This window comes from Marinilabilia salmonicolor JCM 21150, assembly GCF_000259075.1.
Classification (GTDB): Bacteria; Bacteroidota; Bacteroidia; order Bacteroidales; family Marinilabiliaceae; genus Marinilabilia; species Marinilabilia salmonicolor.
In genome coordinates this window covers 508,938-522,755 of sequence record NZ_AJKI01000002.1, presented here as the reverse complement: position 1 = coordinate 522,755, position 13,818 = coordinate 508,938, and the positions used below count along the sequence as shown (strand labels likewise).

At 44.4% G+C, this 13,818-nt stretch carries 9 protein-coding genes; 5 read left to right on the top strand and 4 right to left on the bottom strand.

Going from position 1 to position 13,818, the window contains the following annotated elements; genetic code table 11:
* Positions 1 to 261: 261 nt before the first annotated feature.
* The 5 genes from W7W_RS0102925 to W7W_RS0102905 all read left to right on the top strand — a co-directional run bounded on the left by W7W_RS0102925 (position 262) and on the right by W7W_RS0102905 (position 6,550).
* Positions 262 to 1,293, top strand: coding sequence for a LacI family DNA-binding transcriptional regulator (locus tag W7W_RS0102925; protein WP_010662359.1), 1,032 nt, complete (start codon positions 262 to 264; stop codon positions 1,291 to 1,293).
* 69 nt (positions 1,294 to 1,362) lie between these two features.
* Positions 1,363 to 2,364, top strand: coding sequence for a GRP family sugar transporter (locus W7W_RS0102920; protein WP_010662358.1), 1,002 nt, complete (start codon positions 1,363 to 1,365; stop codon positions 2,362 to 2,364).
* 202 nt (positions 2,365 to 2,566) lie between these two features.
* Positions 2,567 to 4,000, top strand: coding sequence for an ADP-ribosylglycohydrolase family protein (locus W7W_RS0102915; protein ID WP_010662357.1), 1,434 nt, complete (start codon positions 2,567 to 2,569; stop codon positions 3,998 to 4,000).
* A 251-nt stretch (positions 4,001 to 4,251) separates the two neighbouring features.
* Positions 4,252 to 5,151 (top strand): ribokinase, encoded by a 900-nt coding sequence (gene rbsK, locus W7W_RS0102910; protein ID WP_025006652.1) that lies wholly within the window; start codon positions 4,252 to 4,254, stop codon positions 5,149 to 5,151.
* A gap of 28 nt (positions 5,152 to 5,179) precedes the next feature.
* A complete protein-coding gene (locus W7W_RS0102905) occupies positions 5,180 to 6,550 on the top strand; it encodes a glycoside hydrolase family 140 protein (protein ID WP_010662355.1) in 1,371 nt (456 codons plus the stop codon).
* A gap of 121 nt (positions 6,551 to 6,671) precedes the next feature.
* Here the strand turns inward: W7W_RS0102905 and W7W_RS0102900 are convergent, their stop codons facing one another.
* The 4 genes from W7W_RS0102900 to W7W_RS0102885 form a co-directional block, all read right to left on the bottom strand.
* Positions 6,672 to 7,931, bottom strand: coding sequence for a hypothetical protein (locus W7W_RS0102900; protein ID WP_025006653.1), 1,260 nt, complete (start codon positions 7,929 to 7,931; stop codon positions 6,672 to 6,674).
* A gap of 20 nt (positions 7,932 to 7,951) precedes the next feature.
* Complete coding sequence (locus W7W_RS0102895; RefSeq protein ID WP_036162528.1) at positions 7,952 to 9,628, bottom strand: SusD/RagB family nutrient-binding outer membrane lipoprotein; 1,677 nt, start codon at positions 9,626 to 9,628, stop codon at positions 7,952 to 7,954.
* A gap of 55 nt (positions 9,629 to 9,683) precedes the next feature.
* Positions 9,684 to 12,878 (bottom strand): SusC/RagA family TonB-linked outer membrane protein, encoded by a 3,195-nt coding sequence (locus W7W_RS0102890; RefSeq protein ID WP_010662352.1) that lies wholly within the window; start codon positions 12,876 to 12,878, stop codon positions 9,684 to 9,686.
* Between the two features lie 108 nt (positions 12,879 to 12,986).
* Positions 12,987 to 13,814 carry a glycoside hydrolase family 16 protein gene (locus W7W_RS0102885; protein ID WP_029510263.1) on the bottom strand — a complete coding sequence of 276 codons (828 nt, stop codon included), beginning with the start codon at positions 13,812 to 13,814 and terminating at the stop codon, positions 12,987 to 12,989.
* Positions 13,815 to 13,818: the final 4 nt, after the last annotated feature.

The window sequence follows — 13,818 nt, the reverse complement described above, 5'->3', positions numbered from 1 at the left end:
GGCATAAAATCCTGATTTACTAAGACTTACTAAAACCAGCTAAATCGAACTAAAAAATCAAATATCCCGGCCCTGGGTACTCAGAAAAAGCCTGACAAGTTGATTGTCAGGCTTTTTTGTTTAAAAACAGAGTGAAAAATAATAACCAAATCCAAAGCACGAGCCGAAATTCTGTCCACACAATCTGTAGAGCATTAATTTCGAAGGCAACATTTCCCTAAATTACCCGAATGTGCTATTTTAGCGGAGTAATACTTGCAAATGACACAGAAACCAACCACCAATATCAGGGAGTTAGCATCTAAACTCAACATTTCAGTAACTACTGTTTCGCGGGTGCTCAATGGAAAAGCAAGGCAATATCGCATCAGCAGGAAAACAGAAAAAGAAGTTCGGGATGCTGCCAGGGAATTTGGTTATTTTCCCAATCAGTTTGCCAGAGGGTTGAAACTGGATAAGAGTGATACCCTCGGGGTTATTGTTCCTGATATATCGAATCCTTTTTTTGCTGAAATCGTCATGAGCATTGAGCAGGAAAGCAAGAATAACGGGTATTCGGTCCTAATTGGAAACAGCGGGGAAGATACGGATCAGGAAAAGACATTAATTAATCATTTTATATCTAAAAAGGTGGACGGAATTGTTATTGCTCCGGTGGGAATATCCAGTGAGCATATTGAACGCAGATTTCTTTCAGGCATTCCTTTCGTTATCGTTGACCGAACATTCCCGGGCCTTAATATCCCTACTATAACTTCAGATAATTATGGAGGCGCATATACAGCGACGTTGCATTTACTGGAGAACAATCATCATAAAATTGCCTGCATTCAGGGACTCAATGAAAGCCAACCAAATATTGAAAGGGTACGCGGATATACTGATGCAATGCGATCTTACAATATTCCGGAAGAAGATTTGATTATTACTGGGGATCGTTTTAGTATTGAAAGTGGCTATAAACAAGCTCATCAATTATTAAAAGGTAAACCTCGTCCTACTGCTTTTTTTGCTTTAAACAACCTTATTGCATTAGGCATTTTAAGGGCTGTAACTGAATTTTCGTTATCAATTCCTGAAGATATTTCATTGATATCATTTGATGAACAAACGTATTCGGCTTTTTTAAATACCCCAATGACCACCATTGAGCAGAACAAACAAGAAATAGGAAAGATTGCAGTTGAGAAACTGATCATGCAAATGGATAAGAAAGAGATGGATAGTCAATTGTTTTTGCATGTGCAAACAAAATTACTTAAGCGACAATCAATTAAAAATTTAAAAGAATAGAAGGTCAAATATATTTTTTTCATAAATTGCGCAAACGTTTGAGCAAGGTTCTACTTAATTCTATTTTTTATGGTTGTTATCAATTCGTATGCCTGGGCAGTCGTTCTTACAGTAATAACAATGCTTTGCTGGGGATCTTGGGCCAACACTCAGAAACTGGCTTCAAAAAAGTGGGCATTCCAGCTCTTTTATTGGGATTATTCCATCGGTGTTTTGCTTCTGTCTTTGTTACTTGCCTTTACAATGGGCAGTACAGGAACCGAAGGGCGCCCTTTCACAGCCGATATTTCCCAGGCCGATTTTAGTGCATTGAGCTCGGCCTTTATTGGCGGCGCTGTTTTTAACATTGCCAATATTCTGTTGGTGGCAGCGATCGCGATTGCAGGCATGGCCGTTGCATTTCCAATTGGAATTGGCCTGGCACTGGTGGTGGGTGTGGTCGTTAATTATTTAGCAACCCCACTCGGAAACCCGTTTATTTTGTTTATCGGTGTGGCCCTGGTTACTATTGCAATCGTTCTTGATGCTTTGGCTTATAGAAAACTTCCTTCATCTACAAGCAATTCAAAGGCCAAAGGGATCATCATATCGCTTTTGGCCGGTGTGCTAATGGGCTTCTTTTATCGTTTTGTTGCGGCTTCTATGGTGAGCGATTTTGCCAACCCCGAAGCCGGAAAACTCACCCCTTATACTGCCTCTGTCACATTTGCCCTTGGGTTATTTGTATCCAACTTTTTGTGGAATACAATCTTCATGTATAAGCCTTTAGCGGGTAAAAAAGTTACTTATACCGCCTATTTTAAACAGGGCACACCCAAATTGCATTTAATCGGGATTCTTGGTGGAGCCATATGGAGCCTGGGCATGACGTTCAATATCATTGCGGCAGAACAGGCCGGATTTGCTATTTCCTATGGCTTAGGCCAAGGCGCAACTCTTATTGCTGCACTTTGGGGCGTTTTTATCTGGAAAGAATTTAAGGAGGCAAAAGGAGTGAAAGGGCTGTTAACAGCTATGTTTCTGTTGTTTTTCTTTGGCCTGGCACTGATAATAGCTTCCAGGCTTTACTAAAATAAATATCATGAAGGAATTACACCTCTGAGAAATCACGGAAAAAGAATAAAACACCCCCCATGAAACGAGCATGATATTTTTTAAGCATAAATTTCACAAAAGAATATGTTTAAAAAATATTATGTGAGAGCGGAGCGGTTCCATTCGTTCTCAAATTTTTAATTAGTTTCCTGTCAGTCAATTACGAAATTTTAAACGAATGAAAAGACACTATATCATATTCAGCATATTACTAACTTTTGGCTTATTTGCCAATTCATGCAAATCCAATAACACAAAGCCGGATACACTGGCCAATCCTGAATTTAACTATGTCGCAATTAAGCCTGATTCTGCCATGCATAGAATTTCCCGGACAAAATATTACGAACAGCTTCAGGGATTTTGGCTGGGGCAATGTATTGCCAACTGGACAGGACTGGTGACTGAAATGGATAAGATCGGGAACGCGGGGAACATCAAAACAGGCGAATTCTATACACGAAACGACTGGGGAAAACCTGATCAGCCCAGCATCTGGGGTCAGGGCGTCCCCAGTGCTCTGTCTTCAACAATCGATTTCGTTTTTGCAGATAAGGATGAAATTTGGGGAGCGGATGATGACACCGATATTGAATACATCTACCAGCATCTGCTCTATACAAATGAAACGACAGTTTTAACCGCAGAACAAATCAGGGAGGGGTGGCTGAAACACATCTACTCTCAAAAAGAAGAAACTCCTTTCGAGACGGATCCCGATGGAAATTACGAGAATTTCCTTTGGGTATCGAATCAGAGGGCTTATAACCTGATGGAAGAAAATGGTTTGTTGCCCCCGGCAACCGGCAAGCCGGAGAATAATGAGCACTACGACATGATCGATGCCCAGCTCACGACAGAGATCTTCGGACTTTTCGCACCTGCACGCCCGGATGTTGCCCTTCGAATGGCGTATTTGCCAATTCGTACTACAGCCGATGGTAATGCCGCATGGATTTCAGAGTTTTATGTCACAATGCACGCCCTGGCATCGGTGAAATCGGATGAGATTCCTCTAAAGGAACGCATCATGTGGATGGCCAACGAAGCACGCAAACAATTGCCCGGCGAATCATACGCTGCAAAAATGTACGACTTCGTATTGAGCCGGTTTAATGCAGGTGTTTCCTGGGAGCAAGCACGCGATGAGATCTATCTGCGTTACCAGATTGAAGAGAAGGATGGGTACGACCTTACCTCCCGCAACTTGTATTGCAATGGGTGCTTTGCAGCAGGGATCAACTATGCGTCAAGTCTGGTTAGCCTGTTCTGGGGCGAAGGCGACATTAAAGAAACCATCAAAATTGCCGTGCTGGCCGGTTGGGACGCCGACAATCCTGCGGCAACCTGGGGCGGACTCCTTGGATTCATGATTGGTAAGAATGGTGTGGAAGATGCATTTGGCCGGGAGTTTAGCAACCGTTTCAACATTCACCGTACCCGCAGGAATTTCCCAAACCAGGGAATCGACACTTTTGAGAATATGGCAAGGAAAGGCGTTTTTATTATTGACCGCGTTGTTCAGGAGCTAATGGGAGGCGGAATTGACCCGGATAAAAACGCGTGGATCATACCAGTAAAAGAAAATCAGGCAGTAGTTCCTAGTCATTAGTGGGATTGCAACGCAAATACCTAAGGAAGTCATATAAATTTCAGATTTTAAGAGTGTGGTGATTCGAATTATCTGAGATAATTTTAGGCAACTCTCAACCAATATTTTTTTAAGTACTAATTTTCAATTATTTGCGAACAACAGCGCATTGATACTATAATTCAGATTATCAGGATTATATGATATGCCTTAAATCTTACATCTAAAAGTCTGAGGATCTATTATCAGGAAAACACTAAAAATAATCGATGATGAAACCCAAAATAACAGTCATTGGCAGTTCAAATACCGATATGATCTGCAGGGTTCCCTCCATCCCACTGCCGGGTGAAACCCTCATGGGAACCGGATTTTCTACCGTACAGGGAGGGAAAGGCGCCAACCAGGCAGTTGCTGCAGCCCGTGCAGGCGGCGATGTAACATTTATTGCCTGCGTGGGGAACGATGCATTTGGACAACAAGCCATTGAGGCTTATCAAAAAGAAGGTATTGACACATCCTGCATACAAAAAATTGACGACACTCCAACAGGTGTGGCATTGATCAATGTGGCCGATTCGGGCGAAAACAGCATTACAGTTGCAGCTGGTGCCAATGCATATTTGATGCCGGAAACCATTGACAAATTCAGGGATATAATTCTTGGCTCAGACATCGTGCTTATGCAACTGGAAATACCAGTTGAAACCGTTTGTCACGTTACCTTAATGGTAAGCGAGGCAAATATTCCCATCATATTGAACCCCGCACCGGCAAGAGAAATAGACAAAACAACATTGAAACTTCTAACCCTGGTAACACCAAACGAGCGCGAGGCAAGCGAGCTTTCGGGCTTATGGCCGGAAGCACGCGATGAAAAAGAAAGTGCACTGGAAATCCAAAAACAGGGAGTTAAATCGGTCGTTGTAACTCTTGGGAGCAGAGGCGCTTATTACCTGGATGACAAAAGCAGCGGGATTGTTGAGAGTGACAAAGTTAAAGCCGTTGATACCACCGCGGCAGGAGATACATTTAACGGGTATCTGGTGGTGGAGATGGCAAAAGGAAAAAGCCTTACCGAAGCTATTGATTTAGCGAATAAAGCAGCAGCAATATCAGTCACCAGAATGGGCGCACAGCCATCGATCCCCTATATAAATGAATTAACTTAAAACAATAGATCCATAAAAAAGAATCCCCATGAAACGAATTGTAATATTACTACTTATTGGATTTTTAACGTCCTCAGCTTTTGGACAAAGTCTTCCTTTATTAAAAATATCTGAAGACAAAAGGCACTTTGTAACGCAGGATAATGAGCCATTTTTCTGGCTTGGCGGTACGGCATGGGAATTAATTCATCGATTAACCAAAGATGAAATTGATTTATATCTTACCGATCGTGCAGAAAAAGGGTTTACGGTCATTCAAACCGTTGTTCTGGCTGAACTGGACGGATTAAATACTCCCAATGCCTATGGCGAAAAGCCATTAATTAATAATAATCCGGAGGAATTAAATCCGGAATATTTTGAGTTGGTGGATTATGTGATTGAAAAGTCGGAAGAACTAGGACTGTATGTAGGTCTTTTACCTACCTGGGGAGATAAGTTCAACAAAGGATGGGGAGTTGGTCCGGTTATTTTCAACGAGCAAAATGCAAAGATATACGGAGAAAAAATTGCAAAAAGGTACCTCAACAATTCCAATGTTATCTGGATATTAGGTGGAGATCGCGCTCCCGAAACCAAAGAACATTCGGACATTATTCGTGCGATGGCCAAAGGCATCCGGAATATTGATTCAAAACATTTGATCACGTACCATCCTCCGGGTGGCAACAACGCTATAGATTATTTTAACGAGGAGTGGCTCGATTTTGACATGTTTCAAAGTGGACATAGCAAAATGGCAAGCGAGTATCAATTTGTCGCAAAAACCTACGAACAGTCGCCTGACAAACCGGTTATTAATGGTGAAGCAAGATATGAAAATATTGAAGACCGGTTTTGGGAAAACAAGGAATACGGCTGGCTGGACGATGCTGACGTAAGAGTCTCTGCCTATTGGAGCATGCTTACAGGTGCCGCAGGATATACTTACGGATGTAACGACATCTGGCAAATGTATGACATTACAAGATCCCCAAACTTACAAGCGCGTACCGATTGGAAAGTATCACTTAGCCTGCCGGGGTCCGAACAAATGGGATTTATGAAGGACATACTTGAAATGTTTGACTGGCAAAGCATGGTGTATGATCCCTCACTGATTGTTAATGAAAATATCAAAGATGAATCACACATTATTGCTACCATTGGAGAAAACAAAGATTTTATTTTAGCATACACCCCTACCGGAAAAACCATTGAGCTTGATGTGTCCCGGTTAGAGGCAAATACTTTTTACAGCTATTGGTTTAATCCACGAAGCGGCACAATGAAGTTGCTGGGAGAAAACAAAATGACTTCTAAAATGGAATTTAAACCCTGGGCTGATGGCTGGGGCAGTGATTTTTTACTGATTGTAACAAAAGAAAAACTTAATATGGATAATACAAAATCCAGATGAAATTGAATACCTGACCTGCAAACACCTGCTGTCAGGATGCGAATGGGAAACTGTTAACAAAAAAAGGCCGACTAACGCCGGCCTTTAGTTCTTCTATTGTAAAGAAGGAATAAAATCAGTCTTACTTTAAAGTAACTCTATCAACATAGTAACCATGCCCCACACAAAGGAACCCATCCTGCGCCTGTATCAGGTCCAGGGCCTCCTGCGTAAGGACAACATCCACAACACCATCTTCGTTCAAAATAACAGCCTCTGTATCCGGAAGCATAGTCCACCATCCGGTTGTAGTTTGCAGTTGACGATCCACATCGGCGGGTTCAATTGAATACTGAATGCTGAGGATTGAGCCTGCAGATATACCCGCAAAGACATCTTTCCCAATCAGGTTGAAGGTTTTGTTGGGGTTGCCGTCTTCAAAAATCCAGGAAACATAATGATGCCCTTCGAACAAAACAGTTTCTGAGGAGAAAGTAACCGTTACTTCGGTTTTAATGCTTCCACTACTGAAGAATTCCAAATCGGCATCATTACTGGTCTTTCCGGTCATACTGTAAGTACCGGCTTCAAAGTCGGGACTGGTAAGTACCAATTCGGTAGCTGTTTGTTCAGTGAAGCTGGTAATCGTTTCTCCACCGATGGTCAGCGAGGCAATCTGATCCATATTGAGTCCGCTGAGTATCCATTCTGAATTAGGGTTGGTGCGACCGGTACCTTCTGTAACAAGAGCAGACTTAGTTACCGTAACGATGTCGGCTCCGTACTCGTTTCCAGCTTCATCGACCAACAGCACCCGGTATTGTCCTGCACTCAAGTCAGCGGGTACAGGGTATTCGATGTAATTGCCCTCTTCCCCTTCAACATAATTAAGGTCGCTGATGGATTTGCCATCAATTGCCATGCTATTCACCAGGCTGAGGTTATCGCCATACAATACGGCGGTCCCTCCTGGCACTATAATGCGTTCATAACCTTGTTCTGTAGCCCACGGATCTCCATCCAGAGGATTAACCCTTACGGTTCCTTCGCGATGGGTAGTTTTGCCGGCATCAGTGGTAACAAGCACCTTAAAATGGTAGGTGCCTGCCTTCAGATTGATGTCGAGTTCGGTTCCCTCATGCACCTGGTTTCCATCAATCATCCAGGAAACGGTACTGTAGGCCGAAGGAGTAACAACCAGCTCCATGGTAAGGTTGGCATCCCTGTTAAGTTCTGCAATTAGTGGTAGTTGACCGTTTTGGCCGTCCGCAAAAATAGGATCAAGTATCCTTGGGTCATCATTTTCGGTAATGGTCTCGAAAGGTTCTTCATCTTCGGTGCAGGAAGTGAAAGACAAACTCAGAGCCATAATGGCCATCAGTATATATTGTAGTTTCTTCATACTATTATTTTTTTCAAAGATTATTTTGTGATATCCCACCATACTGTGTTGTGCCAGCTGTTGGTTCCACCCATTCTACCCAGTGCTTCCTCGTAGTTCTCCTTATTGTATGAAGATTCCAAAACGGGATAACCCAGTCGAACAGGAATTTCAGAACCTCCGGTGAGGAATTGCTCAAAGCCATATTCGGCCGGAGACTGCAGTCTGGGATAACCCGAGCGACGCACGTTGGCCCATCCTTCATTGGGATTGGTGAAATGGAGCATCCAGGCCTGGGTATTGATGGCTTCCTTTTTCTTCTCCATGGTGTAACCGATTCCGTTGTCAGCTATGTAGGTATCAAATTCCTCATCGGTCACCACTTCAGTACCATAGTTGTCGGACAGGAAGTCCATGGAAGCGCGTACACCCTGACGATACAATTCTTCCACTGTACTACCTCCAATATTCCATCCCTTGAGAGCCGCTTCTGCCATTAAAAACTTCACTTCAGCAGAAGTCATTACTACGCCCGGATTGTCGCCTTTAAGGAAGTTATTGGCCAGCTTGGGTTCGGTTTCACGAGCCACAAAAGGATCAATCGACGGATTGCTTTCTGCGAGTTCACTCAGAATATCGCTTTGATATCCGGGAGGCCAGGGTTCCCATGAGTAGGCACCCGGTTCGCGCGCTTCAAAAGCAATGCCTTTGTCCAACATCTCCTGAGTAAGGTCGATGCGGTTATCAGGACTGGTGGCACTCATAAGTCCGTCGTAGTAGCAACGAGCAATTCGGAAAGTCCGGGGATCACCGGTTTCGTACATTTGATTGAAAAAAGTAGCACACAGGTAGCTGGGATTATTGGCAGGATCGTTACCAAAAAGAAGTTGTGATAGAGCGTTACCACGGAAATCGGAGTAAGCTTCTTGCCCAAAACTAAAGGCCACTGCCATGTATTGAATCAACGCATCATCGTCGGCTGATTCCATTATACCTCCATCAGCCTGAAGAGCCTTTTGAAACTCTTCCTGTGCTTTTTCGGGTTCCACATCGGAGATACGCATAGCAAAGCGCAGGCGAAGCGAGTTGGCCAACTTCTTCCATTTAGTCAAATTGCCATCAAAAATGACATCGCCGGTGATCCGGTCTTTTCCGTTTTCGAAAGCATCTACTGCCGCTGCCAGTTCAGTAAAAAAGTCATAGTAGATCTCTTCCTGAGTATCGTAACGAGGATTGAATTTACCTTCAAGATAACCCATCCCGGCTTCGCTGTAAGGAGCATCACCATATATATCTGTAATCAGTGACATCATGTAAACCTTGTAAATACGCATGGCTGAGTTGATATTCACTTTAGAGGAGTCATCGGCAGTTCGTGCCACACCATCCGTAAGATTTTTGATGGCATTGGGATAAAAGCTGGTCCACATGCGACTCATCTCATTGTTATCGACGGTATGCCGGCCACCGTAGTTGGTGGTATTCCAGGATCCCATCAGGTGCTGATTGAATCCATAGAGGTAGTTGCGGTAAATCTCTACCATGCCGAGATCTCCATAGGTCTGCAACTGCGCGGTAGTCAACTGTGCGTTGGGGTCTATGGTGGCGGCTTTGGACGGATCGGTATTGAGATTCTCCAGATATTCATCGCTGCATCCGCCGATGAATAGCGCCGAAACCACCAATAACACTGTGATATAGTATTGTTTGTAGTTCATCTTTTTTATTTTTAGCGTGTTCATTGTGTTTTAGAAATATAAACCCGAACGCGGCTTAGAATTTAACATTGACATTAAAACCATAGCTTCTTCGCGAAGGAAGGGAGCCGTACTCCAGTCCCATCCCGGTGGTATTATTGTAGTTCGAATCCGGATCAATGTTGGGAATATTCTTCCAAACGATGAAGGGATTTCGGGCAACAGCAGAGACGGTAAGCCCTTTAACGGCATTTCCCAATATGGTTTGAGGCACGTTGTAAGCCAGAGAAATCTCACGACATTTCACATAAGAGTTATCGTAGATGAACATAGAGGGAGCATTGCGGCTTACACTCATCCAGTAATCTTCGGGATTGATGTAGATATCGTTGGCCCGGTAAGTTCCGTCGCCATTGTCAATAACACCAGGAGCAATAAAGCCATCGATGGGCGTCCATTGGTCACCCTTGGGAACACCGGCTGCCTGTCTGGCCTCTTCCGACTTGTACCATTCTTCGCGTCCCTCCAGGGTGGCTTTTGCCTTACCCGACTCATGTGCAGCACGTGCGGACATTGAGTAAAGATCGCCACCTACTTTTACATCAAAGAGGGCCCAAAGCGAAAGATTTTTGTATGTAAGGGTGGTTCCCAGACCACCGGTCCAGTCCCATGAGGCATTCCCAAGTACATGGTTGCTTTTGTCGTATTGGGGCAGACCGGTATTCGGATCAATCAGCACTTCGCCATTTTCATTGCGTTCAAAGTCCGGCCCTACAATGGATCCGAAGTTTTCGCCAACCTTGGCAGCCACCTGAACATCCAGCCAGGCTGCTTTTTCCAGCTCAATCATATCCATGTCGTCAACCAGCTTTCTTACAATATTGCTGTTTTTGGCGAAGTTCAAATTCACATCCCACGAAAAGTCTTTCATTTGCACCGGGCGGGTATTGAGGGAGATTTCCACCCCTTTGTTTTCAATTTCACCTGCATTGATCAAACGGTAATTGTATCCCGAAGTCCATGAGGTAGCCATTCCCATAATCTGGTTTTCACTGATTTGAGTGTAATAGGTAAAATCCAGTCCCATACGGTTGTTCAGGAATTTCGTTTCCAATCCTGCTTCAAAAGAGTTGGTAATGGTAGGCTTCAAATCCTTATTGGGAATGGTATTGTTATCGATGTAACCGATGGTGTATCCCGGATAAGTAAGGTTCGACTTGCTGTAAACCAATCCCAACTGATACGGATCGGTATCACTACCCACCTGGGCCCATGACAGACGCAACTTTCCGTAGGGCAGTGTATTGTCCAAATCCAACAGTTCCGAAAACACAAAGCTTCCCGATAGAGAGGGATAAGTATAAACATTGTTGCCGGCAGGAAGTGTTGAGGACTGATCGGTACGCAGGGTGGCATCCAGGTACAACATGTGTCGCCAGCCCAGATTAAGAGCTCCGAAAGCAGAATTAATCTGTTTGCGGTAGCTGTATTGTCTGATACTGGTTTCATTAAAACTCATCAAAGCTACCACATCGCGAATCTGCATATCCTGCGCAGTAACCACAGTGGTTATGTTATCAACATTATAAAGGTTCCCTCCCAGGGTAGCGTTGAAGTCAAATTCGCCCCATCTGTTGTTGTACAGTGCCAAAAACTCAGCATTAAACATGCTGTTGCGATAATTGCTGTTTTGTAAACGACCTGCTTCAAAACCGGGAGTGGTAGGAGCTTTAAAATCGTCAAACTCAAACCAGTTAAGTTCACTACCCACGGTTCCCTTCAGTTTCAGGTGCTCATTCACATTCCACTGCACTTTACCATTAAGGCGGAAAAGATCCTTATGCGACTTATTGTAGTTTTTATAGATATCCCAATACGGATTCACGTTGTAAGGATCCATGCCGTTCCAGTTGGCGTAGTTACCGGCCTCATCTTCATAAGTCATCAACCAATTCTGGTCATACGTTGTAGCCAGGGTCATCAGGTTTTTCCCGATGTTTGATTTGCTGTCGCCCAGGGCCGGCCGGTTCTTCACATCCTCGAAGGTATAGTTGGCACTGAAGTCCAGATCCACCTTACCCAGTGAAGTATGGGCACGAAGATTAAACACGTCGCGGCTCATATAAGTCTCCGGCACAATGTCGTTGTTGCGCATATCAGTAATGGTGAAGCGCACACCTGTATTGCCACTTTGAGCATTGACAATGGCTGAATTGGTGGCGGTATTACCGGTACGGAAAAAATTCGAGGTGTTGTCGGGGATAATAAGGTAAGGGCGTTCAACGCCATCGAAGTAGTTAAGCATGTTACCACCGTCTGCTCTCGGCCCCCAACTTTTGTTGGTGTTGGATACAGCATCGATGCTGTAGGTTCCGGAACTTCCCATTCCGTAAGTCTGCTGAACATCGTCCCACTTAGCCAACTGAGTATCAAAAGTCAGGGTTCCGTTGTATTCAACGCTGAACTTTTCCTCACCACTTGCTTTTTTGGTAGTAATGAGGATCACTCCATGACTGGCGCGACTTCCGTAAAGAGCGGAAGCTGCCGGCCCTTTCAGTACCGACATATTTTCAATGTCGTCGGGATTGATGCTGGAGATGCCATCACCCAGATCGTAACCACCACCGGTTCCTGCACTCCCAAAATTGGTGTTATCCAGGGGCACACCGTCAATGACGTACAGGGGTTGGTTGTTACCGGTCATCTCCGTACTACCACGCAGAATAACTCTGGTTGATCCTGATGGGCCACCGGCTGTCTGACTGACGACCAGACCGGCGACACGACCTGCCATCGAATTGATAACGTTAGTCTCCGGTGCTTTGGTCAGGTCAGCGCCATCTACTTCCTCCAGACCATAACCCAAAGCTTTGCGCTCTCGTTTGATACCCAGAGCCGTAACCACTACGTCATCAAGAAGCTTGGTATCTTCTTCCAGTACGATGTCTATTGACATCTGAGCGTCGGTAATGGCTATTTCCTGAGTTTTATAGCCAACAGCGCTGACAACCAACGTAGAGCCTACGGGAATATTCAGGGTGAAACGGCCGTTGATGTCAGTGGCGGTTCCGTTGGTCGGGTTTTCTTTTTCAATAAGAGTTACGCCAGGCACCGGCCCCACGTTGTCGGTTACCGTTCCGGAAACCTTTCCGTCTTCCTGCAGAAGCAGACGACTTTCCGGCAAGGATGCGCTCAACTGCCAGGTATTCCCCAACAGCAAAAGAATCATTGTTCCAAAGAACAATACACTTTTTAGTTTACTTACTTTCATATGCCTAAATTTTGTTTTTTTATTGCCATATGGAACTCGCTGAGATACTTGTGCTCGTTTATGAGATGTTACTATCATGCTCGTTTCATAGATTTTATTAGCTAAGGATTAATAAACTTTTACCCAATCGATGTACATGTATGCTTTCTCACCATCTTTCAATGCGGTTAGGTCTTTAAGGTCGTGAATATCAGGGAAGGCGCCTCCTACTGCTAAGTTGAACAGTATGAAGGATGGATCCTGAAAGTATTCATGACGTCCGCTCTGTGGACTGATATCAAAGGTTTTGAAATTGACTCCATCAATACTGACGGTGAGGTTGTTTTCTGTCCAGTCAAGATTGTAGGTATGATACTCTCCATCCTGCAAGCTGTGAGAAAATTCGGCGCCGTAATACTCCTGACGGTGCGAATCCATATCGGGCCCATAATGAATGGCGGTATTGTAGTAGGTTTCGGTAGTGCCATTGAGAATACCATTGCGTTCTCCCATTTCCAGAATATCGATCTCACCACAGGCGGGCCACTGTTTGCCGTTGTCTCCCATCATCCAAAAGGCCGGCCATAAACCATTGCCTGTCTTGGGCAATTTGATGCTGGCTTCTATGCTGCCATACTTAAAATTGAACTTACCCTGACTGTTGACGCGTCCCGAGTAGATTTGGTCACCATTGCGCTCGGCTGTCAGAATAAGTACCGACTTTCCATTGTCGGTTCCGACTGAAACGTTCGCAGGGCGGTAAGCCTGTAATTCCTGATTAACCCAGCCGGGCTCGTGCGTCTCTTTTGTCCATACGTTTGCATCAAACGAGTCAAAATCATCCATAAATCGACAATCTTCCTGTCTGTTTTCGGCAGGGGAAACCTCCTCATCCTGCGAGCAGGCAGTTTGGATGAAACTGCTTGTGATAATCAATAATGTCAATAATCTCCTCATGTCT